This is a genomic window from Nocardia sp. CNS-044 (assembly GCF_059570515.1).
This window is the reverse complement of record NZ_JCANSX010000009.1, coordinates 347,686-370,073: the sequence shown is the minus strand read 5'-3', so window position 1 is coordinate 370,073 and position 22,388 is coordinate 347,686. Positions and strand designations below refer to the sequence as shown.

22 protein-coding genes are annotated in these 22,388 nt (G+C 68.3%); 9 read left to right on the top strand and 13 right to left on the bottom strand.

The features are described 5' to 3' along the window. The first annotated feature begins 96 nt into the window (after nucleotides 1-96). Entirely contained in the window at nucleotides 97-1,344 is a 1,248-nt protein-coding gene (locus T333_RS24510; RefSeq protein ID WP_496425966.1) for a PucR family transcriptional regulator, read from the top strand. A gap of 25 nt (nucleotides 1,345-1,369) precedes the next feature. Here T333_RS24510 and T333_RS24505 read toward each other — a convergent pair whose 3' ends face one another. Then, nucleotides 1,370-1,561, bottom strand: coding sequence for a hypothetical protein (locus T333_RS24505; RefSeq protein ID WP_496425965.1), 192 nt, complete (start codon nucleotides 1,559-1,561; stop codon nucleotides 1,370-1,372). A 214-nt stretch (nucleotides 1,562-1,775) separates the two neighbouring features. Here T333_RS24505 and T333_RS24500 point away from each other — a divergent pair, with 214 nt between their 5' ends. From T333_RS24500 to T333_RS24490, 3 genes are all read left to right on the top strand, one after another. Beyond that, on the top strand, nucleotides 1,776-2,678 hold the full coding sequence (locus tag T333_RS24500; RefSeq protein ID WP_496425964.1) for an alpha/beta fold hydrolase: 903 nt from the start codon (nucleotides 1,776-1,778) through the stop codon (nucleotides 2,676-2,678). 15 nt (nucleotides 2,679-2,693) lie between these two features. Continuing rightward, entirely contained in the window at nucleotides 2,694-3,509 is an 816-nt protein-coding gene (locus T333_RS24495; RefSeq protein ID WP_357248290.1) for a MerR family transcriptional regulator, read from the top strand. Between the two features lie 64 nt (nucleotides 3,510-3,573). After that, a complete protein-coding gene (locus tag T333_RS24490; protein WP_354999782.1) occupies nucleotides 3,574-3,918 on the top strand; it encodes an ArsR/SmtB family transcription factor in 345 nt (114 codons plus the stop codon). On the opposite strand, the gene T333_RS24485 is transcribed toward T333_RS24490, so the two are convergent. Further along, nucleotides 3,908-5,119 (bottom strand): cytochrome P450, encoded by a 1,212-nt coding sequence (locus T333_RS24485; RefSeq protein ID WP_496425963.1) that lies wholly within the window; start codon nucleotides 5,117-5,119, stop codon nucleotides 3,908-3,910. The two genes, T333_RS24490 and T333_RS24485, sit on opposite strands and share 11 nt — an antisense overlap. Further along, nucleotides 5,116-6,444, bottom strand: coding sequence for an MFS transporter (locus T333_RS24480; RefSeq protein ID WP_496425962.1), 1,329 nt, complete (start codon nucleotides 6,442-6,444; stop codon nucleotides 5,116-5,118). The genes T333_RS24485 and T333_RS24480 overlap by 4 nt, the downstream gene beginning before the upstream one ends. A gap of 151 nt (nucleotides 6,445-6,595) precedes the next feature. Here T333_RS24480 and T333_RS24475 point away from each other — a divergent pair, with 151 nt between their 5' ends. Then, nucleotides 6,596-8,011 carry an FAD-dependent monooxygenase gene (locus tag T333_RS24475; protein ID WP_496425961.1) on the top strand — a complete coding sequence of 472 codons (1,416 nt, stop codon included), beginning with the start codon at nucleotides 6,596-6,598 and terminating at the stop codon, nucleotides 8,009-8,011. 8 nt (nucleotides 8,012-8,019) lie between these two features. Here the strand turns inward: T333_RS24475 and T333_RS24470 are convergent, their stop codons facing one another. The 7 genes from T333_RS24470 to T333_RS24440 are packed head-to-tail and all read right to left on the bottom strand — an operon-like array spanning nucleotide 8,020 to nucleotide 15,664. Further along, a complete protein-coding gene (locus T333_RS24470) occupies nucleotides 8,020-8,673 on the bottom strand; it encodes an HAD family hydrolase (RefSeq protein WP_496425960.1) in 654 nt (217 codons plus the stop codon). Then, a complete protein-coding gene (locus tag T333_RS24465; RefSeq protein ID WP_354999787.1) occupies nucleotides 8,670-9,665 on the bottom strand; it encodes an AfsA-related hotdog domain-containing protein in 996 nt (331 codons plus the stop codon). The genes T333_RS24470 and T333_RS24465 overlap by 4 nt, the downstream gene beginning before the upstream one ends. A 40-nt stretch (nucleotides 9,666-9,705) precedes the next feature. Further along, on the bottom strand, nucleotides 9,706-11,409 hold the full coding sequence (locus T333_RS24460; RefSeq protein ID WP_496425959.1) for an ABC transporter substrate-binding protein: 1,704 nt from the start codon (nucleotides 11,407-11,409) through the stop codon (nucleotides 9,706-9,708). Beyond that, the gene (locus T333_RS24455; RefSeq protein WP_357248306.1) at nucleotides 11,402-13,003 is read right to left on the bottom strand and encodes an ATP-binding cassette domain-containing protein; all 1,602 of its coding nucleotides are present in this window, start codon (nucleotides 13,001-13,003) and stop codon (nucleotides 11,402-11,404) included. The genes T333_RS24460 and T333_RS24455 overlap by 8 nt, the downstream gene beginning before the upstream one ends. Continuing rightward, nucleotides 13,000-13,854, bottom strand: coding sequence for an ABC transporter permease (locus T333_RS24450; protein WP_496425958.1), 855 nt, complete (start codon nucleotides 13,852-13,854; stop codon nucleotides 13,000-13,002). Before T333_RS24450 ends, T333_RS24455 begins: the two co-directional genes overlap by 4 nt. Next, nucleotides 13,851-14,798: an ABC transporter permease gene (locus tag T333_RS24445; protein WP_496425957.1), complete on the bottom strand. Its 948-nt coding sequence runs from the start codon at nucleotides 14,796-14,798 to the stop codon at nucleotides 13,851-13,853. Before T333_RS24445 ends, T333_RS24450 begins: the two co-directional genes overlap by 4 nt. Next, complete coding sequence (locus T333_RS24440; RefSeq protein ID WP_496425956.1) at nucleotides 14,795-15,664, bottom strand: sulfurtransferase; 870 nt, start codon at nucleotides 15,662-15,664, stop codon at nucleotides 14,795-14,797. Before T333_RS24440 ends, T333_RS24445 begins: the two co-directional genes overlap by 4 nt. Nucleotides 15,665-15,836: 172 nt before the next feature. On the opposite strand from T333_RS24440, the gene T333_RS24435 reads away from it, so the two are divergent. Genes T333_RS24435 through T333_RS24425 form a run of 3 tightly spaced genes read left to right on the top strand, consistent with a single transcriptional unit; the run spans nucleotide 15,837 to nucleotide 18,977 of the window. Continuing rightward, entirely contained in the window at nucleotides 15,837-16,691 is an 855-nt protein-coding gene (locus T333_RS24435) for a sulfurtransferase (RefSeq protein ID WP_496425955.1), read from the top strand. A 16-nt stretch (nucleotides 16,692-16,707) separates the two neighbouring features. Then, nucleotides 16,708-18,012, top strand: coding sequence for an NtaA/DmoA family FMN-dependent monooxygenase (locus T333_RS24430; RefSeq protein ID WP_496425954.1), 1,305 nt, complete (start codon nucleotides 16,708-16,710; stop codon nucleotides 18,010-18,012). Next, nucleotides 18,009-18,977 carry an LLM class flavin-dependent oxidoreductase gene (locus tag T333_RS24425; protein WP_496425953.1) on the top strand — a complete coding sequence of 323 codons (969 nt, stop codon included), beginning with the start codon at nucleotides 18,009-18,011 and terminating at the stop codon, nucleotides 18,975-18,977. Before T333_RS24430 ends, T333_RS24425 begins: the two co-directional genes overlap by 4 nt. Nucleotides 18,978-19,020: 43 nt before the next feature. Here T333_RS24425 and T333_RS24420 read toward each other — a convergent pair whose 3' ends face one another. From T333_RS24420 to T333_RS24410, 3 genes are all read right to left on the bottom strand, one after another. After that, a complete protein-coding gene (locus T333_RS24420) occupies nucleotides 19,021-20,373 on the bottom strand; it encodes an aminotransferase class I/II-fold pyridoxal phosphate-dependent enzyme (RefSeq protein ID WP_496425952.1) in 1,353 nt (450 codons plus the stop codon). A gap of 441 nt (nucleotides 20,374-20,814) precedes the next feature. Beyond that, entirely contained in the window at nucleotides 20,815-21,030 is a 216-nt protein-coding gene (locus T333_RS24415; protein ID WP_354999798.1) for an Rv3202a family protein, read from the bottom strand. A 246-nt stretch (nucleotides 21,031-21,276) separates the two neighbouring features. Beyond that, nucleotides 21,277-21,591: a hypothetical protein gene (locus T333_RS24410; protein ID WP_354999799.1), complete on the bottom strand. Its 315-nt coding sequence runs from the start codon at nucleotides 21,589-21,591 to the stop codon at nucleotides 21,277-21,279. Nucleotides 21,592-21,904: 313 nt separating this feature from the next. On the opposite strand from T333_RS24410, the gene T333_RS24405 reads away from it, so the two are divergent. After that, complete coding sequence (locus tag T333_RS24405; protein ID WP_354999800.1) at nucleotides 21,905-22,225, top strand: MerR family transcriptional regulator; 321 nt, start codon at nucleotides 21,905-21,907, stop codon at nucleotides 22,223-22,225. Nucleotides 22,226-22,388: the final 163 nt, after the last annotated feature.

Below are 22,388 nucleotides of genomic sequence, written 5' to 3'. Positions count from 1 at the left end.
AAGTCGCCCAGCTGCCACAAAGTCGGTTGTGAGGTGGCGGGAGTGGGGTTTCGCGAGGATACGGTGGGGAAACGTGTTCTAGCCGCGGGAGGTTCGATGTCCGCAGAGCAGGTCGCCGAGGACCTAACGGTGTCAGGTCGTCCCGTATCGACGCATTTGCGGGACGTTCGCACGATCTCGGAGCGGATGGTCGGTCACTTCCTGGAGACGGTCGTACCGTGCAACACCCTGCCCGGTGACGCGCTGGACGGTGATGTCGCCGCGGTAACGCGCGTGTGCCTGGAGCTGGCGACACGGATGCTCGACGGCGGTGACGACATCGATGCCGAGATCGGGCGGGTCGGCGTGGCGGCCGCGCAGTGGGCGCGCGAGGGAGTTCCGATCGACACGATCCAGCACGCCATCCACGCGGGTGTCAAACTCGGCTTCGATATGGTCCTGGCCAAGGCGACGACCAGCGACCAGCAGAGTTTGCTGAATGTCGCACGGCGGCTGATGGATATCCTGGACACCATCGGCGCGACCGTGTCGGTCGCCTACGTGCGAGAGCTCAAAGCCGTGGTCAGCGAACACCATGCGGCGGTGCACACGCTCACCTCGGCGCTGCTCGGCGGCAACAGCACCTCCACCATGGCCCGCGAGTGCGGCGTCCCGATCGCGGACGCCTATCACATTCTGGCACTGCATATTCCGCCGCACCGCGACGAAGCGAATCCCAAGCTCGATCCGAAGGTGGTGGCGCGGCGCAAGTTGCGCCGGGTGCAGGCGGAACTGGCGACCCGATGCGGGGAACGCGCGCTCTCGCTGTTGAGCGTCGACGGAGGAACGATTCTGCTGCCCGCCAACGAATTCGAGGACGACACCTTGGATTTCCTGGTGAAGTGGCTGTCGGACGCGGCTCAGACGCCGATCAGGGCGACCGCGGTGGAGGCCGGGCTGCGGCGCATTCCCGAGGCCGCCGACGAGGCGCACGAGCTGCTGGACATCGTGCAGCGCTTGCGGTTCGACACCGGGTTGTATCGGTTCAACGACATGGCGTTGGAGTATCAGCTGACCCGTCCCGGCCCGGCCCGTGATTTCCTCGGTTCGCTGCTGGATCCGTTGGAAGGGTATCCGGAGTTCTTCGAGACCCTGCAGATGTACATCGCCACCAACCTCAACCGCCAGCGCACCGCGCGCCTGCTGCACGTGCACACCAACACCGTCGACTACCGCCTCAAGCGGATCGGTCAGCTCATCGACTTCGACCCGACCCAGGCCTCGGGACTCTGGTACCTGCGCTCGGCGATGGTGGCCCGCAGTCACCGCGACGCCGATTTCACCGAGCGGCGGGTTGCCCGGTAGCGAACGCCGAGATGCACTACGCCGGTCACCGCTTCAGCGGCACCGCTGGCGGCTGCTCCATTTGCACACTGCACATCCGGCCGACATGCGTGGCGGTCATTCCGCGGTCGTGCATGCCGATCACCAGCACCGACGGATCACGGCGCACGCCGTCGACGGTGCCATCGAGCGCGCACACGATCTTCACGGTGCCACCGGGAATCTTGTTGCGTCGCACCGGCTCCGGTTGGTCGAGTCGAATCCGAACGCTCGCCGAACCCCCAACCCGCCGAACAAGGCAGGCGGCGCCTGGACGACGTGCTCGGCGGCCACCTGGAAGGCGCCCCGGCCCTCCAGCAATCGGCTGACCTCCACCCGGCCAGCGTATCTCTCGCGGTATCCGCGCACCGGGGTTTGACCTTGACCGTGCGTCAGGGTTGGAGGCTTGTCGCATGACGAACAACAGCACCCCCTCGGCACGGCTCGCTCCGCCGGTCGGTGGGTTCCAGGAAGTCGACGGCCGCCGCGTTTTCGTGCATCGGTCGGGGAGTGGCGGCCCCGCCGTCGTGTTCCTGCCGGGCGCCAGCGCGGTCGGACTGGATTACCTCGGTGTGCAGCAGCAGGTTTCAGAATTCACCACCGCGGTGGTGTACGACCGCGCGGGTACCGGCTACAGCGACCCCGTGCCGTTGCCGCGCACCGCCGCCGCGGTCGCCACGGAACTGCGCGGGCTGCTGCGTGCTCAGAACATCCCCGCTCCCTATGTTCTCGCGCCACACTCGCTGGGCGGCTTCTACGCGCATCGGTTCGCGCAGCTGTACCCGCGAGACGTGGCCGGACTGGTCTGGTTGGACGGCCTGCACCGCGACTGGGACGACTTCATGCCGCCCGCGATGCGGCTGGCCGCGGCCGAGCGGATGGGCACCGATCCGGAGCAGCTCGAGCAGCTGCGCCCGGTGCTGCGCGCGATGCGCGCCGAATTGCTCGCGGACTACCCGGAGCACGTCCGGCGCTCGCTGATCGAGGCCAAGGAGAGCGACGAATGGATCCGGGTCGGCATAGCCGAGCGCAGCAATCTGACCGAACTGGCCACCGAACTGCGGGCCGGACCGAACCTCCCTGATGTTCCGGTCGTCGCGCTCAGCGCGCTGGGCGCCGACCCCGCCCAGCCGGCGGAGACGCAGCGGCAGATGCGCGACGGCAGGAGGCGAATGGACGCGGCCCTGGTGAGCGCGGTCTCGCACGGGGAACAACGCGTTCTGTCCGACACCGCGCACCATCGGCTCTGCTTCGACCGTCCCGACGCCGTGGTCCAGGCGATCCGCGACGTCGTCGCACGGGCGGCTCGCCGCTGATCTCACCCACAAGCCATGCCGCCTACACTCGACGCGATCATGTTCGGCGTAGACCCGAGGAGGACGGTGCTCACGATCGGCCAGCTCGCGGCGACCGCGGGCGTGACGGTGCGCGCCGTTCGCCACTACCATCACGTCGGCCTGCTGCCCGAGCCCGAGCGCGATGCCTCCGGCTACCGCCGCTACAGCGCGCAAGCGGCGGTGGACCTCATCCGGATCAGAACCCTCGCCGACGCCGGTGTTCCGCTGGCCAGGATCGACGCCCTGCTACACGCGCGGCCCACCGAATTCGCCGCGGCCATCACCGATGTCGACGCCGAATTGCGGCGCAAGATCGACCAACTCACCGAATACCGCGCCCGGATCGCCGAATTGGCAAGCGGCGAAAGGCTTGTCCTGCCATCCGAGGTGGTCGCCATCCTGAACCGCATGCGCGGTCTCGGGGTCAGCGAACAGCGGGTGCTCCTCGAGCGCGACTCCTGGATCCTGCTGCAAGCACTCGATCCGGAAGCCATGCCCCAGCGGATTCGCGACAAGAACGCCGACTTCGACGACCCCGAGACGATGCGCCTGTATCTCGCGGTCGATCACGCCTTCGACTGGGACCCGCACGATCCGCGCCTGAACCAGCTCATCGACGACCTCGACGCCTGGGAGATCGAACACGAGCACGACGCCGGGCCGACGACCCGGAAACTGATCTCCTCCCGGATCTCCGAGGCATCACCGGCCTGGCAACGCATCGTCGACGCGCTCGTCCACCGCGCCGAACAGCGCCGGACACGGCACCTGAGCCCGGCGCGCGCCCGAGTTGGCAGGTCGACGCGGTAGGTACTATGACTGTCATAGGTATGACAGCCGTCAAAAAGCTGCCGTGGCGGAAAGGAATGGGATCGTGGCCGATGCCGATGGACATCCCGATCTCGAGGAGTTCGATCTTTCCGCGGTGCTGGCCGCTCTCGCGGACGACAATCGGCGCAGTGTGATCGCGCAGTTGTACGCCGAGCCGGAGGGCGCCGAGCAATTCTGCAGTGTGTTCGGGATGCCGTGGGCGCCGTCGACCCGGACGCATCATTTTCGGGTGCTGCGCAAGGCGGGGTTGATCTGGCAGCGGGATGTCGGCAACGGCCGGATGACGAAGCTGCGGCGCGAGGATATGGAGCGGGCGTTCCCCGGGCTGCTGGGAGCGATCCTCGACGCCGACCGCGGTCGTCATCCGGTCCAGCCCGCTACCAGGTGACCGGGAGCGACGTCGGCCGGTGCACGAGAACGCCGGTCTCCCAGGGGATTTCCTGCTCCGCAACCGCGAGTTCGAGCGTCGGTAGCTCGGTGACCAGCCGGCGCAGCACCTCGGTGATCTCCATCCGCGCCATGGCCGCGCCCATGCAGTGGTGCATGCCGTACCCGAACTGCAGGTGCCGCTTCCCGTCGCGCGCGGGATCGATGACCGCCGGATCCGGGTACACCTCGGGATCCCGATTCGCCGAATGCGCGTCGGCGTACACGATGTCGCCGGGGTGCAGCACGCCCCGCGTCAGCGTGACCTCGCGGGTGGTGACCCGGGGGAAGGTCGAGATCCTGCCCAGCGGCAGCAACCGCAGGAACTCCTCCACCGCGGTGGGGATGGCGTCCGGGTTGTGCACCAGGTACTGCCACAGCTCCGGTCGCGCGAGCGCGACATAGGCGATCTTGGTGATCACCGAAAGGATGTTCTGATCACCGCCGACCAACGATCCGAGCAGGATGGCCGCGTACTCCGCGTCGGAAACCGGCGGCGAGACCGATTCACGTGCCTCGAGCAGGTCGATGATCAGGCCGGGTCGCAGCTCGCGCCGCCGGGCGATCAGATCCTCGAGGTAGTGATAGAGCGTCCAGAAGTCGGCGAGCAGCTGGTCGATATCGGTGTCGTGGGCCAGCTGCATCTCTCGCGAAAGATGCCGGAAATAAGCGATATCGGCCGTCGGTATGCCGAGATAGTCCACATTGACTCCGATGGTCACCGGATCCAGCAGCGCGCCAACGAGATCCGCCGACCCCCGCGCCCGCTGCGCCCGTAGTTCGGCGAGAGCGTCGTCGAGGACCCGGTGGACCGCGGGCACCCGGCGGGTCATCGTGGCGGCGCTGTAGGCCGACGCCACAAAGCCTTTCAGCCGCCCGTGCCCGGGATGGTCCAGATTCAGCAGCATTTCCGTCGGCATGATCGTCGGCAGGAAGCTCGGCCCGTCGTCGACGTTGGTTTCCGCCCGCGCGAAACTCAGGTCGGTCAGTACCGCGTGCACGTCCCGGTACGAGGTCACGTGCACGGCCGTATGCCCACTGGGCAATCTCACCTGCGGCAATCCTCCGGCGGAGCGCTGCGACAGCGGTTCGATCATGGTGGGCGGCGCGATGTTCGCGATGCCGTCGACATCGACCCGGACGGCGTCGAGTGCGTGGGTCATGAGCTGACTCCTTCTGGGCTGGAAACGATTTCCCGGTTCTCCGTGGCTCGTGCGGTGCCGCGCACCACGACGATGAGGATGGTGAGCACGACGAGCAGGGCGATGAGCACGCCGACCGTGGTGGTGAAGGCGGAGCGGTAGACGTCGGGGTGCCCGTATTGGCCCGCGGCGGTGTCGTCGGCGGCCGATCCGCTGAGCTGGGTGCCGACGACCGCGGACAGCACGACGGCGTAGCCGGCGACGAAGAGCGCTTCGCTGCCGATGCGGAAGAAGTTCAGCACGCCCGCCGCGGTCCCGCCGCGTTCGGCGGGCACGACCGACAGCGCGTGACCGTCGACCAGCCCGATGGGCAAGCCGAATCCGAGGCCGAGCAGCACCATCGGCAGGATGATCCAGGCCACCGAACGGTCCTGCGAGAGCGCGAGAACGCCCGCGTTGCCGAGGATCGAGGCGGCCAGGCTGAGGTAGACGACCTTGCCGATGGTCAGCGACGGGAAGCGGGTGACCAGCTGTCCGATGGCGACCGGTGCGACGAAGACGGGGATCGTCATGGCGAGCATGAGCAACCCGGAGGTGCCCGCCGACAGGCCGGTGATGCCGCTGAGCGCGGAGGGCAAATAGGTCAGCAGGGTGACGAAGCCGATCGAGCCGGCGACCGGCACCAGGCACATCGCCAGGAATTCCCGATTGCGCAGTAGGCCCAGGTCGAGGATCGGACCGTGTTCGGTGACAGCGGGTTTCGCGGCGGGCAGCACGCGTGTACCGATGCCCGCGGCCGCGAGGATCACCGCGTGCACCACGAACACACCCCGCCAATCGAGCAGCGAGATCAAGAGGCCGGAGATGGTCGGACCGAGCGCCAGGCCCAAACCGTTGACCGTGCCGAAGACGGCGAAGGCCCGAATACGTTGCGCCCCTCCGTACGCGGTCGACAGCAGCGCGGTGGCGCCGGTCAGGATCGCCGCGGCGCCGACACCGGCGATCACCCTGGCCAAGTCGAGCACGAGCAAGTTCGGAGCCACGACGCTGCCGACGCTGCCCGCGACGACGAGCGCGGCCCCGATCCCGAAGGTGCGCCGGTGCCCGATGCGGTCACTCGCCGCGCCCCACAGCAGCGTGGTGAGCGCGAAGGCGATGTTGAAGCCGTTGACAACCCATTGCAGCGCAGTGGGATTCGAGCCGAGATCGCGCGAGATCAGCGGTAGCGCGATCGCGGTGCCCGCGATGGCCATGGGCGTGACGAACTGAGCGGCGAGAACCACGGGCAGCGTCGCGCTACTGGGTGGCGCGCTCTGGGTTTCGGTTTCGGCGGTGACGGTCGACATGAATACCCCTGTGACGGTGGGTGAGAGGACTTGCGGAACGTGCGACAGGTACTACCCGACTGCTAGCTACTATGATCGTAGTAGCTACGATGGTGATCGTACAACCGCTGTCGCGGACCGGCCTCCGACAACCTCGCCCCAGGAGAATGTGATGACCACGGCGTCCCGGCCCCCCTCGCGCACTCCCGATTCCGTCGTCGACACCGATGTTCTGGTGGTCGGCGGCGGCCCGGTCGGCATGCTGGTGGCCGCCGAACTGGCGTTGCAGCAGATCCGGGCCGTCGTGGTCGAAACCCGCACCGAGCTCGACATTCGCCCGCGCGCGGGCACCGTGCACGCCCGCTCGCTCTCGCTGCTGGCGCGCCGCGGATACCTCCCGTCGACGGACCCCGAGACGATTCGACGCGACCCGCACGGAGTACGTCGGACCCCGTTCCAGTTCGCGGCCCAGCCCGTGCTGACGATCAGCGCGCCGAGCGTCGAGCCCGCTCCGATCGCGGGCATTCCGCAGGCTCGGCTGGAGGCGGCGTTCGAGGAACGCGCCCGCGCCCTCGGCGCGCGGATTCTGCGCGGCCACACCGTTTCCGCGCTCGAGGTCCGTGACGACGTCGTGGTCGCCGACGCCGACGGCCACGACGGTCTCCTTCGGATCCGCGCCGAATACGTCGTCGGCGCCGACGGCGCCCGCAGCCTCGTCGCCCGCACCGGCGACTTCCCGGCGCGCGTCTATCCCGCGACCATGAATGCCCTTGCCGGGCTGGCATTCTCGGATACGCCCGGGCAGATCCCGCCGGGCTGGAATCCGACGCCCACCGGATGGACCATGCACAATCCGAACCCGTACGGCCCGGCTCGGATCATCGCGATGGATTTCAGCGGTCCCCTCGACCACCGCCCGGAACCCTCCGTGGCCGAGTACCGGCAACGCCTGGAATACGTGCTCGGCGCAGCCCCCGCGCTGAGCGGCGTCGGTCACCTCACCCGGTTCAGCGATCACGGCCGTTACCGCACCAGCCTTCGGGACGGACGACTCTTGTTGGCAGGCGATGCCGCCCACAGTCACTACCCGCTCGGCGGCCAAGGCCTCAATACCGGTATGCAGGACGCGTTCGCGCTCGGCTGGCGGCTCGCCCGCGTGATCACCGGACGCGATCGGTCCGAGATCCTCGACGACTATTCGCGCGAACGCGTCGCCGTGGCTTCGGCGGTGGTCGGCAACACCGTGCTGCAGTCGAGGATGATGAACCCGCGGACGCCGGAGCTGCGCGATGCGGTCGTGGCCATGCTCGCGGTCCCAGCGATCCACGATGCCCTCGCCCAGCTCATCAGTGGCCAGTTCCAACGCGGCTTCCAGCACGATCTGGTGGTGACCGAGGCCGGGGGCCGGGAGCGCACCCTCGCCGAACTGCTGCGCGAGGGCCGGTTCGTGGCGATCCGGCCCGACGAACACACGCCGGTACCGGATGGTCCCGCCGACGCCGTCGTGGTGACCGGCAAGGTGACCCCGGACCAGGCGTGGACCTCCGCGCTGGTCCGGCCGGACGGCTACCTCGCCGCCACCCTGTGAGCCGGTGCTCAGCCCGGCCATCGCTCCAGCGCCTCACGCACCTCGCCGATCGCCTGCCCGGCATCGCGGAATCGCACCGCCGTCCAGCCCGATTCCCGTGCCGCCGCGCAATTTTCGGCGAGATCGTCGACCAGGATGCACTGGCCGGGATCGACGCCCGCGCGCTCGGCCGCGAGGGCGAAGATCTCCGGATCGGGCTTGCGGAACCCGACTTTGCACGAATCGATCAACGCGCTCAGCACATCGTCCAGATCGATCATGGTGCGCCAGTACGGCTCCCATTCGACGACATTGTTGCTCAGCACCCCGACGCGGGTACCGCTCTCGGCGAGCTCGATCGCGAAGTCGCGCACCGCACCGTTGACCTGATGGCCGGCGAACCACTGCCTGCCGAAATCCGGCTCGCTGCGGGACAGATCGAGCTCGGGCGCCTTGGCGCGCAGGACGGCGTGCAGCTTGCCCACCCAGGCGCGTTCATCGAGCAACGCCAGTTCGATCGGGGCAAGCGGCGCGAGCCCGTACTGGGCGCCCACCTCGGCGATCGCGTATTTGAACAGGTCCACCGGAATGCCCGCGACCTGCTCGTATCGGAGGAACAGCTCGTCGAGCGGCGGTGAGAGCACGCCGCCGAAATCGAACCAGACGAACGGAGCCGGGCTCACTGGACCATCGTCCAGACGTCGGCGGGGCGGAACCGCAGCTCCACTTCGCCCGCGGCGATGACATCCTCGCCCTGGGCGAGACTGATCTGGGCTCGTGCGCCGCCGAGATTGCCGGGAACGGCGGCGACGGTGGCCCTGGCGATCGTATCCCGTTCGAACTCGCCGAATTTGCTGAATTCGATGCCGAGCCGATGCATCACCATGCGGCTGGTGTCCAGTCCGAGGAGCGCGTTCGCGGCTGCCATCGCGACCTGCCGGGCCGCCTCGAACTGCAACATCCCCGGCACGTGGTCGAGGGCGTGATCGAACAGTGAGGGATGGTTGGTGTCGATGATGGTCAACGCCGTCAATTCGTCACCCGAGAGGACCGGGTTGGCGAGAATGGCGTTGCGTGGATTGTGCCTGCCGATCGAACCCGGCCGCATCCGCGCCACCGGCAACTGCTCCGGAATCACGTGTTGCGCAGGCAGACCCAGCGATTCGCGCCCGCGGACCCGGATGCGGTTCCACACCGGAGCGGGCATCCACTGGTAGACCATCACCTCCCTGGCCGCCACGTGCCCCTCGATCTCGGCGACCATCTCGAGGGAGAGTCCGATGATCTGATCGTCACGCCGCTTCTCGCCGACCACCCGCGCCTCGACGACGCAGTGTCCCGGGCAGCTGCCGATCCGCAGCGTGTCGGGATCGATGATCGCGAAATCCGCCGAGCCGAAGATGAACTTCTCCGAGCGGGCGACCCCGAGGAAGGTGTGCGCGTAGTAGATCGCGACCTGGCGGAAGACTTCGATGAGCAGGAGCGGATCGTAGGTGGTCGCGGTGCCGCGGTGATCACTGAAATACGAGTGATTGCGGGGCAATTGAGCGGCGAACACAGCGCCGTCCGGTCTCGGGTGCGCGTCGGTGAGGAACACCTCGGCGATCGATTCCCGGTGCACTATGCCGCGGGGGATATTGCGATCGAAGGTCAGGGTTTGGGTAGCGGCAGTCATGATCGAGCCTTCCTGGAGCGGTGATGTGGCGGCAGACTGGTCAGCGGACGGCGATGTCGTATGCCCAGGCATTGACGCTGTTGCGAGGCGGGTCGAACAGCGAGGTCACGTTGTGGATCGCGGAACTGGCGGCGACACTGTTGCGGTCGGTGTACAGCGGTATCGCGACGGCTTTGTCGAGCAGGTAGCCGGTGATCTGGTCGAACAACTGCTTGCGTTGGTTCCGGTCGGTCGCCTTCGTCGATTCGACGAGCCACCGATCCACTTCCGGATCGGCCAGCTTGGACCCGGCGACGATGGATCCGATGGTGATCCCGTCGATCTGTCCGTACTTCAGGTCCGGCGAGGTCGAGCCGTAGGCGCGGTTGAATTGCAGCGACAGATCCAGGCCACCGACCTGGCGGGGGAACGCCTCGTACTGGTTGCGCGCGAGCAGGTCGTAGACCTGGGCGTTCTCGACGAACTGCAAGTCGACCTGGATACCGAGGTTCTGGCGGAGCTCGGCTTGCCAGGCCTCGAGGAAATCGTCCTCGGGATAGGTGGGCACGGTGGCGAGCAAGCGGATGGTCAACCGGCGGCCCGCGCTGTCGGTGCGGTACCCGTCGGCGTCCTTGCCGGTCCAGCCCGCTTCGTCGAGCAGAGTCTTGGCGGCGGCGATATCGGCGGTGCCTTTGTTCTCGTACTTGGCGTCGTAGTAGGCGCTGTCGGGCGAGATCAGGCTCCATGCGCGCTGCTGGGAACCCTTGGTCAGGCTGTCCACCACCGCGGCGATGTCGACGCCCTTGGCGATGGCCCGCCGCACCCGCACATCCGTGGTGGGGCCGTTGGTCAGGTTGAGCATGATCACCGTCGGCGCGGCCGCCGACCCGATCTGCTCGTACTGGAAACCGTCGATGCCGTCGAACAGCGGGATATCGGTGGCTTTGACGGTCCCGATCGCGTCGACCTCTCCGCTGCGCAGCAGTCCGGCCCGGGTGGATGCCTCGGGGATGTACTTGACGACGACCTTGTCGACGTAAGCGGCGCCCTGGTGCCGTGCGGTGGCCGGGCCCCACCGGTAGTCGGGGTTCTTACGGAACGTGAGCTCTTGGCCTTGGACCGCCTTGTCCAGGATGAACGGTCCCGAACCGACCAGCCCGGTCCCGCTGGTGAGGGTCTGTTTGTCGGCGGTCAGGGTGCCGGGAGCGACGATCGCGCCGCTGAGTCCGGCGAGCGTGGACAGGAAGTCCGCGCGGGGCGTGCTCAGCGTGATGCGCACCTGGTAGGGGGCCAGCACATCGACCGAGCTGACGCTCGAGTACTGCAGCAGGCCCAGCACGGTCCAGGACGGGTTGTCCGGATTGCGGAGGAGATCGATGTTCGCCTTGACCGCGTGCGCGTCGAACTTCTCACCGTTGTGGAAGGTCACGTCCTCACGCAGGGCGAATTCGTAAACCCTGCCGTCCGGGGAGACGGTCCATTCTTTGGCGAGCCACGGGTGGAACTGCTCGCTCCGGTCCTCGGCGATCAGGCTGTCGTAGCTGTTGCGCAACACCTGGGAGGCGTCGAATGCCGCGCCGTAATGCGGATTGAGGCCGCGCTGAGGGTAATTCGGCAAGGCGATGGTGAAGGTCCCGCCGGATTGCGGGGGAGATGTCGGTCCATCGTTGCCGCTGCCTGGCTCCGGGTCCGACGCGCAGGCGCCTGCGGCCGACGCCATGCCGACGACCAGCACGGTGAACAGTCGAATGATGCGGTTACGCAAGCGAATAGCTTTCTGTGGTGTCCTGCGCCGCCAGGCGCGGAACGGAATCGAGTAGGGCACGGGTGTACGGGGAAGTCGGGGCGGTGAAAATTGCGTCGGACGAACCGGATTCGACGATCGCGCCGTCGTGCAGGACGAGCACGCGGTGACAGATCTGCCGGATGACGGCGAGGTCGTGCGAGATGAAGACGATGCCGACCCGGCGGGTCCGGGCGAGTTCGGCGATGAGCGCGAGAATCTGGGCCTGCACCGAGATGTCGAGCGCCGAGACCGGTTCGTCGCACACCACCAACCTCGGCTCGCTTCCGAGCGCTCTGGCGATGTTGACGCGTTGACGTTGTCCGCCGGACAGTTCGCGGGGGTGGCGGTCGATGCTGTCGGCGGGTAGGTGCACCGCCGCCAACAGGCGCAGAACCTCGTCGCGGCGATCGTGCCTGCCGACTCGCAGTGCGACGCTCTCGCCGATGATCTCGCCGACGCGGTAGCGGGGGTCGAACGAACCGACCGAGTCCTGTGCCACCAAGCCGATTCGGCCGGGCAGGCGCGTCGTGCGCGTCAACGGCGCTCCGCCGAAACGCATTTCGCCGCCGTCGGGCGCGATCATCCCGGTGATCATCTTCGCCACCGTCGACTTTCCTGAACCGGATTCACCGACCACGCCGAGCACTTCACCGGCCTGGACGTCGAACCCGATATCGGCGACCGCCGGGACCGTGCGGCCGCGCACCCGATACGACTTGGCCAGCGCGGTGGCGGCGAAAACCGGGTCACCGGAGGGCGGGGGCGGCGCGTCGGCCCGGCCGTGCGGAACCGCGGCGATCAGTTGTCTGGTGTACTCGTGCTCGGGATTCTCGATCACCTGCCTGGCCGGTCCCGCCTCGACGACGCGACCCGATTTCATCACCAGGATGCGATCGGCCACCGACGCGACCACCGCCAGATCGTGACTGACCAGAATCATCGACCGACCGCCCTCGACCTGCCGAACCAGCAGATCGAGAACTTGCGCTTGAACGGTCACGTCGAGCGCCGTGGTCGGCTCGTCGGCGATGAGGATGTCCGGATCACCGGCCAGCGCGGAGGCGATCAGCGCTCGCTGACGCTGACCGCCCGACAGCTGAAATGCCCGCTGGCCCCTGCGCGTTTCGGGATCGGCGATACCGACCGAGGTCAGCAGCTGGTCGATCCGCGTCCCGCGTCGATGGCGCGGCAGCGCGCGCAGCGATTCACCGATCTCGTCGGCGATGGTGCGCAGCGGGTCGAGCGCGACGAGCGCGTCCTGGAGTACCAGACCGATTCGCGCGCCGCGGATCTCACGCCAGTGCCGTTCGGTCAGTTCCAGCGCCGAGGTACCGAACAATTCGAATCGGTCGGCGCGCACCCGGGCGCCGTCGCCGGCGAGCCCGACGAGGCTGCGCGTGGTCACCGACTTGCCCGAGCCCGATTCGCCGACGATCGCCAGGATCTCGCCGCGCCGAAGGTCGAAGCCGACTCCGTCGACGATATCGCCCGCCCTTCCGGCAAAGCCGACGCGCAGGTTGCGCACTCGCAGCACGATGTCGGCGCCTTTCGCGGATGGTGCTGTGAGCGTCATGGCTGTGCCCTTCGTTCGAAGCGATGACCCGCGTATCGGCCGAGCACCGTGGTCGCCAAGACGACGACGGTGATGGCGGCGCCGGGGAACACGACCGTCCACCACGCGATGCGCAAGTCGCCGTGCGCCTCGGCGAGCATCGAACCCCACTCCGGCTCCGGGGGTTTCGGCCCGAAACCCAGGAAGCTCAATGCGGCGGCACCGAGAATGCTGGTGCCCAGGCCGAGGGTGACCACGACCGGAAGCGACCGCAGCGCGTTCGGCAGGATGTGGCGGACCACGATCCGCGGCCGCGACCGGGTGAGCAGTCCCGCCTGCGCGACGTACTCGCTGCCGCGCACGGCTCGGGTCTCCGCACGCATCACCCGCGCGAATCGGGGCGCCGCGGCGATTCCGATCGCGAGGACCAGATTGGGCGTGCCGGTGCCGGTGAAGGTGATGAGCACCAGGGCGAGCAGAATCTCCGGGAAGGCGCCTAGCAGATCGAAGGTGCGCGAGGCGATCGCGTCGATGAGGCCGGCACCGACACCGGCCACCAGGCCGAGCGTCACACCGATCAGCACCGCGAGCGCCGTCGCCGATACCCCGATGAACAGCGACAACCGAGCGCCGTGCACGACGCGGGTGAACACATCGCGGCCGAGTTGATCGGTACCGAACGGGTGCGCCACCGACGGCGGCCGATGCGCGGCGACCAAATCGGTCTGCAAGGGATCGCCCGAGGCGATCAGCGCGGGCCCGACCGCGGCGAGTACGGCCAGGGCGAGCACCGCTGCCGCGACCCACACGTCGGCGGGCCGTTTCGTCAGGGGTACCGTAAACCGTTGCCGCAGCGCGGCTGTCGTCGTCATGATGCGACCTCCTGCAGGCGTGGATCAATCCAGAGACAGGCGATGTCGACGATCACCGTGGCCGTCAGGTAGACCGCGGCGGCCAGCAGCGCGACGCCGAGAACCACCGGGACATCGGAGTAGGTGACGGCCTCGACGGTCACCCGTCCGACCCCCGCCCGGCCGAAGACCTCCTCGATCACCACGGTGCCGGTGAGCAGCCCGCTCACGGCCCATCCGGCCAGGGTCGCGGCCGGTATCAGCGAATGCCGCAGTCCGTGCCGTAGGCGCAGGCGAGTGGCGCCGATCCCCCGGGATCGGGCGGTGAGCGCGAACGGCTGCTCGAGCGCGCGTTCGATACCCTCCCGCATGACCTGCGCCAGTACCGCGGCGATCGGCAGGGCCAGGGTGACGGCGGGAAGTATCGAGCGCTGGAACTCGTTTCCCGCGGTCACCGGCAGCACCTTCAAGGTGAAGGCCAAGACCCAGATCAAGATCAGACCGGTCCAGAAGGGCGGCGCCGAGGCCACCACGATCTCCGCGGTGGTGACAGATCGGCTGAACACATCGCGCCTGCCCGCGGTGAGGACGGCCAGCAGCGGCGCGAGCACGGCCGCGATGAGCAAGGCGAATCCGGCGAGCTGGGCACTGGTGCGCAATTGCTCCCCGAACAAGATGTCGGTCACCGGTTCGCCGCGCACATACGAATAGCCGAGGTCGCCGTGCAGCAGCCGCGCGAGATGGCGCCCGTACTGCACGATCAGCGGGCGGTCCAGCCCCCAGTCCTGTTCGATCCGCGCGCGCAGGGTCGGGTCGCTGGATTCGCCCATGATCGCGGTGACCGGATCTCCCGGGGCGATATGCACCGCGAGGAAAGCCAGCGTGACGGCGGCCCACATCATCGCCACCGCGGACAGGAGCACACCCGCGATGCGACGAAACACGATGTGCCGGTAGGTATTCACGGCTCGGCTCCGTCCTCGATGGGCGCGCCGACCAGGCTGCCCCATTCGGTCCAGGAACCGTCGTAGACGCGGACCCGGTGATCGTCGAGCAGGTCGGTGAACACCAGCCAGCCGAGCGCGGCGCGATGCGACAGCCTGCAGTAAGCGATGACCTTCTCGGCCCGCTCGATGCCGAGTGCCGCGACGCGCTCGCGAATCTCGGCCACCGGCCGCAGCAGACCGTGCTCGTCGAGCAGATCCTGCACCGGAAGACTCAGCGCGCCCGGGATGTGCCCGGCCCGTTCGGCGCCGTGATCGATCGGTTCGGTGAGCGGCGCGACGCGCAGGCCCGAATACTCCTCCGGCGAGCGCAGATCCACGATCGCGATGGGTGATTCGATCGCGGCGCGCACCTCGTCGCGGCCGACGACGAGCTCGTCGTGGCGGGGCGGAAGCTGGGGGAGCGGTGCGGCGACGGGCGCATGCGACCTGGCGACGGCCGCCCGTGGATCGAACTTCGGAACGCTGTCGCGCCAGGCAGGCAAGCCGCCGTCCAGGTACCGCAGATCGCCGCCGACACCGACGGCCGCGGCCACCCAGATCGCGTAGGCGGCGAATTGGGTCGGCTCGCCCGCGAAGACCACCGTCGACGTCGCGTCCGCGCCCAGCGCGTGCAGCCGGTCGGCGAGCACCCGCGCCGACGCGAACTCGCGGCGCGAACGATGCCAGAGCAGATCCTTCCAGTACACGGTGCGCGCACCGGCGATGGTGCTCTGGTCCGGCTCGAACCCCGGCGTGTTCGTCACCTCGATGACGACGATGCCCGGATCCGACAGACGGGACCGTAACCATCCGGCGTCCACGATGCGGCTCGTCACGACTCCCACAGCAGCCCTCCCGCTCGAATGTGCCGGGTCCGACGACCCGGCGGGGAAAACATAAGAGCGCAAACACGCTGCCGGGAACACAAAAAGTCACGAAGACTCGAATTATGTGTTCGGGGCTTTGGGATACATATCCTCGGCAGCGCGCTGCACCCGAACCGCCGAAAGGAGCCCGATGTCCGGCCAACGCGCCGCCCATCTCATATCCGCAGGCCGGCTACGTGACGATCCGCCGAAGCGGCTGGTGCTGCTCGACGTGCGGGTCGGCGCGGGCGGACCGGATCGGACCAGTTTCCGGCGCGGGCATCTGCCCGGCGCGCGGTTCGTCGACATCGACGCGGATCTGGCGGGCGCCGCCACCCGGTACTCCGGCGCCCGCCCACTCCCGGACACCGAAACCCTCACCGCCGCACTACGCCGCTGGGGCATCCATTCCGACAGCACGGTCGTGGTCTACGACGACTCCCGTGCTGTGCCCGCCGCCCGAGCCTGGTGGGTGCTGAGGTGGGCAGGACTGCCCGACGTCCGGATCCTGGACGGCGGGTTGCGAGCGTGGCGCGAAGCCGGAGGCGCCTTTGTTTCCGGCGCCGAACCGGCCGCACCGGGGACCACGACGGCACAACCGGCCGGACTTCCCGTCATCGATACCCCCGCCGTGGCGGCCCTGCCCGAGCGCGGCGTGCTCCTGGACGCCCGCCCGCGCGAACACTTTCGAGGCGACGGCGAGTTCGCCGGTCACATTCCCGCTGCCGTCAGCGCACCGGTATTCGACGACTTCGACGAGCGCGGCTTGCTGCGCGACGAGCACAGCCTGCGTGCCCGCTATCGGGACCTCGGCGTCACCGCTGGAACGACCGCCGCGACGTACTGCGGCAGCGCCATGGCCGCGGCCCTGCAGGTCTTCGTCCTCGCCACCCTCGGCATCGAAATCGCCTTGTATCCCGGCGGTTTGTCGCAATGGGCCGGTGATCCGGCCCGCCCGCTCGTCCGTGGCGAATCCGCCGCGCCGCGACCCATCCCGTCAGCCTGATCACCAGGAGACCGCAATGGCCGACCATCCACGACATGTCATCCTCAACGCCAACCTGATACCCGGCGGTGCGATCGGCAGCCCTTGGCGGCGCGCGGCGGAGCCCGCGGCGCATTTCGTCGGCATCGAGCACTATCTCGATGTGGCACGCACCGCGGAGCGCGGCCTGCTCGACGCCGTGTTCCTCGCCGATTCGCCGGATCTCCAGGCCAAGGACTGGAATGCGCCGAGCAGGCTGCTCGATCCCTTCGTCGCCCAGGCCGTCATCGCCGCGAACACCAGCCATATCGGTCTGATCGTCACCGCGACGACGTCCTACAACGACCCCTACAATCTGGCCCGCTCATTCGCGGCACTGTCCGCCGTATCGGGCGGACGGGTCGGCTGGAACTACGTCGTCACCGGCGGCGATGCCGCGGCGCTCAACTACTCGATGGATCAGGCCCTGCCGAAATCCGAGCGGTACGCGCGCGCCGCCGAGTTCATCGATGTGGTCACCGCGCTGTGGGATTCGGCGCCCGCCGACGCGATCGCCGGTGACAAGGCGACCGGTCGCTACCTCGATCCGGCGATCGTGCGGCCGATCGATCACGACGGCAAGTTCTTTCGAGTAGCCGGACCGTTGAAAGCGCCGCCGTTGACCCATGGCAGGCCGGTGCTGATCCAAGCGGGCGCCTCGACGCACGGTGTGGAACTGGGCGCCAGGACCGCCGACGCGGTGTACTCCGCGCACGTCGATCCCGCATCGGCGACCCGCCGCCGCGCTGATCTCCGGTCGCGAGCCCAGGCAGCCGGGCGTCACCCCGACAGTGTGAAACTGCTTCCCGGCCTGATCATCGTGCTCGGCGACACCGAAGCCGCGGCCCGGCAACGGGAACGGGAACTCATCGACCTCATTCCCGACGATGTCCAGCTGGTCCAGCTGGCCGATCGGCTCGGTGTCGAACCCGACGTGCTCGAGCTCGACGCACCGTTCCCGTGGGACAAGATCCCCGACGAGAACGCCGACGCGGGCTCGCGCGGGCAGCGCGCGGTGCTGCTCGAATACGTCCGATCCAGCGGAGCCGATACCCGCGGCGCCGCGCGCCTGCTGGCTTCCGGCAGTGTGCACGCGAAGGTCGTCGGCGGACCCGATCAGGTGGCCGGGTTCATCGCGGACTGGTTCGAGTCCGGCGCCTGCGACGGATTCAATCTGATGATCGATGAATCGCCCGGCGGGCTGGCCGATTTCGTCGACCACGTCGTCCCGCTGCTGCGGCGGCGCGGCATCGTCCGCAGCGAGTACGAGACCGCCACGCTGAGAGGACATTACGGGCTGTGACCACTCCCTCGTTGTTCGTGCAGCTGCGCAGCGGCCCACCGGCCGCCGAGGTCTACCGGCGCACCATCGAGATCAGCGTGCGCGCCGAACAACTCGGCTACCACACGATCTGGTTCGCGACTCGCCATTTCGAGGCGCATCACGCCGCCCTGCCCTCGGTGTTCCCGTTCGTGGCCGCGGCCGCCCAGCACACCACCAGGATTCGGCTCGGCACCGGCGTGGTGGCGCTGCCGTTCGAGCATCCGGTGCGCTTGGCCGAGGATGCCGCGGTCACCGACGCGCTGAGCGGCGGACGACTCGAACTCGGCGTCGGCAAGGGGCTCGGGTTCGGGCATTCCGCCGCCAGCTACGCCGGATTCGGCGTTCCCGACACCGACCGGGAATCGCTCTACGCCGACCGGGTAGCAGCTCTGCAACGCATACTCGCCGACGGCCGCGTCACCGATGACATCGCCCTCTATCCACCACCGGGAACACTGCGCTCCCGGATCTGGCAGTCCACCGGGAACATCGATACCGCTCGCCGCGCGGGCGCCGCGGGCGACGGCCTGCTGCCCCACGGGAATTCGCAGGCACGCGCCGGTGGCAGCGTCGGCGAGCTCGTCGACGCCTACCTGGCCGAATGCCGAACCACTCCGAGGATCGGGTCGAGCGTGGCGGTGCTGCCCGCGGACAGCGAAGGCGACGCGCTTGCCTTGCTCGACACCGACATTCGCTCGAGCCCCGCCTTCTATCCGGAACTGCACGGCGAATCCGATCGGCGGCGGTTTTTGGCGGACACCCGGATTCGCTTCGGTACCGCCGGGCAGATCGTCGATCGGCTACGCGCCGACCCCGACCTTGTCGCCGCCACCGATGTGTTGTTCTACATCCCGCTCGCGGTCGACCATCCCCGCTATCTCGACTGCCTGCACCGCGTCAGCGCCGAGATCGCCCCGCACCTGACCCCGCTGCCGACCTCGTGATCTCTCGCCGGCTCGAGCCGCTGTCGGTCCGGTGATCGCCCCGTCAGTCCAAGAACTCTCGGTTCGCGGCTCCAGCGGCTTCGGCGAGCAGCCGGGCGAGTTCGGCGATGGCGGCGGTGTCATCGGGCAACTGCGGCACCGCCACCCGCACCGCGCCCGGCCGGGGCGGGGTGACATGCGATTTCGCGCCCGACCCGACGACGATCCCGTGCCGCGCCAACCGGAGCAGCGCACCGTGCTCGTCGGCGACCTCCACCCAGACCACCAGGCTGTTGACGCCGGACCGTGCGGTGACGCCGTGCTCGCTCGAGGCCGACAGCAAGCTCGCCCGCCTGGCCGCATAGCGCCGGCGCGCGGTGTCGATCAACGCGGCCGTCTCGCGGTCGTCGATCAAGTGCGCCAACGCGTTCTGCAGGATTCGGCTGTTGGCGGCGATGCCGTGCACCCGGGCGCGAATGGCTCGGTCGACCAGCGCCGCGCTCCCGCCGATGACGCAGGTCCGGATATCCATTCCGTAGGCCTTGCAATAGCTGCGCACTCGGACGCTGTGCTCGGGAAAGAAACGCCCGAGCGACGGCGCCTGGGTGCTGGCCAGCGGCCCCACCGCGTCGTCCTCGACGATCCACGGCATCGACTTGGCCGACGACAACACCTCGGCCAGTTCCGCCGCCCTTTCCTCTGACAGCGCCCCGCACGCGGCGTATCCGCCCTCCGGCTGGAGGACCACCACCGATGGTTCCCGCCGAAGCGCCGAGGCCAGCGAATCCGCAAGGGCCCCTTGCTCGTCGGATTCGATGCCGACCACCTCGTATCCGACGTCCGCCAGGGTGTCGAGAAAGCCCGGCATCACCGGCTCTTCCACCGCGACGAGCGAGCCCGCGGGCGCGGCGGCGTCCACGGCGAGAAACAGCCCCTCGGAACCGCCACCCGCCGCGACGAACGCCTCGGCCGCGAAAGGCCAGCCGTCGACCACCGCGTCGCGCAGGCGATCGGTGATGTAGTCGCGTCCGGGACGGTTGAGCCGATCGGTATGCAACCCGGCCAGCATCGCGGGCGCCAGATCCGGTTGCAGAGCGTAATCGGGACTGCCCGTCAGCAGATCCCGGTCCGCGAGCGCCCGGCCCGCGGGTATCTCGTCGCGTGCGGCCACCACCGTGCCACCGCGGCGGTTGGTGGCGATCAGGCCTTCCTTGCGCAACTCGCCCCAGGCGGCGACGACCGTGCGGGTGCTCAGCCCGCAATGCTGCGCGAGCTCCCTGATCGTCGGCAAGCGCGCACCCGCGGCGAGTGCGCCCTCACGGATCAGCTGGGCGGTCACCGCCCGCACCGACTCGGAGGTATGCGACGCGTTCGCCTCCAACGCCCGCACCAGCAGCGCAGAACCCGGCTCCGTCACTGACACTCCACTCGTCGTATTTCCTCAGTATGACGACTATATGTGTTCAGGTGAACGGTTTTGTTCCCGGTAGCTCGATATATGTATCCGCCTAGGTCGGATGGTCACCGTGCGGGCTGGTCTTCGGTCTTTCCCCGATCGCGGGTGACGAGGCCGGGCCCGGTGCAATCGCGTGGTCGGGCGTGGTTCTCGCAGGACGGCGGCGAGGATTGCGCAGCCGAGGGTGGCGGTCAGCAGGAGCAGGGTGATCGGCGCGGCGCCGAGGGCGGCGAGCAGGGCGAGCCCGGTGAGCAGAGCGAGTGCGTGTTGGGGGATGTGGTGGAGTGCCATGGGTGTTCGGTGATTCCGCTGCCGCGGTGTCGCTGGGGTATCGGCTGCCGCAGGGTGCGGGTCTACGGGCGCGGTGCCGTGGTGCCAGCCGGGGACTCGATGGTGGTGGTGTCAGTAGGCGAGGGGGTATTCGTCTTCATCGGGTAGCGGGATGCGGACGGATTGCTCGATCCGGTCGGTGGTGTCGGCGGCGTCGAAGGCGGCGCGGACGCGTTCGGCGAGCGGATGCAGGGCGCGGGTGTCGAGGCCGATGTGGCGGTCGGCGTCGTGGACGAGGGTGCGCTGATCGGCGTAATCGGCGTCGTCGCGGGCGGGGATCGTGGTCATGGCCAACCTCCTGACGTCGTGTGCGCTCGGACAGAGTGGGACGGGCCCTGGTGATCGCTCCGGGCCCGTCCCGGTGAAGGAAGACGTGACTGTGCGAGAGGTTGGTCCGCGGTCGGCGGTGGCCGTGAGGCCCGGCCTTGCCACGGGTGTGGCGGTGCGCGAATTATCCAGTCGTACGGAGTGTTCGAATGCGCTTGGTCGCCGGAGGATCGACGACATCACCGCCGCGGACCTTTCGGTACTTTGCTATGTCATCACCTCGCTTTCACTGTTCGAGATGAACCGGATGGGTCTGGTCGGGCGCGGAGGGCCGCGTTGGGTCGCGCGCATTCTCGGCGGCGCCCGTCCGGTCAGCCTCGGTGCCCGCCGATCGCGGTCGAGGTCGGTCGGCCGCCGTGGCGCACGGGTGCGCAGCTTCGGCAACACCGGGACCGGTCGTGGCGCGAGTGCTTCGCGCAAGATGTCGTCTACCTCGGCGAACAGCGGTTCGAGGTCGGGGTCGAGTACCGACAGCCGCGTGTCGAGCGGTTCGCGGACGCCGAAGGCTTCCATGGGTTGCATGGCGCTACTCCGATTCGAAGCGAATCCGGTTCGGCGGGTCAGGCGTTGATCGGTCTCGCCGCTGGGTGAGCTGCTGTGCCGAACACCTGCTGCCCCAAGCGGTCCAGATCGAGGAAGGGATCGGTATGCGTCAGCATGATCGTCACCTCCAAACCTCCAACCAACTGTGTTCTCGGTAGTCGGCTGCGTTCTCGGTAGTCGGCTGCGGATATCTATGTCAGCGAGTGCAGATTTTTTATAGCACTATCGAAAGTTCTATGCAAGAGACTACGATAGAAAATCTGAGAAGTATGAAGCAGTATCGAGGAGCAGGATGATTCGCCCACCTCAGCAGCCCGATCCCGCGCGCGCGGTGTACGCGATCTCGGTCGCCGCCGATCTGGCAGGCGTCGGTGTGCAGACACTGCGCCTCTACGAACGCCATGGGCTGATCACCCCGGCCCGCAGCGATGGCGGCACCCGCCGCTACAGCGGCGACGACCTCACCCGGCTGCACCGCATCGCCGCGTTGGTCGCCGAAGGCATCAACCTGGCGGGTATCGGCCGCATCCTCGACCTCGAAGACGCCAACGCCGAACTGCACGCGGACAATGACCGCTTGCGCACCGGCGCGCGCCGCGATCCCGGGCGATAACCACCCGGGCACCCGTCGGACGCTCTCCGCGCACGACTGGACCTCTTCTTCGGCTCGCCGTGCGCAGCCACCACTCGGCCGACGCCGGACATCGCCGCTGTCCGAGACCCGTGGCGCGGCAACTCGAAACGTCCACCTCGGCTGAGCGACGGTTCTGATCAGC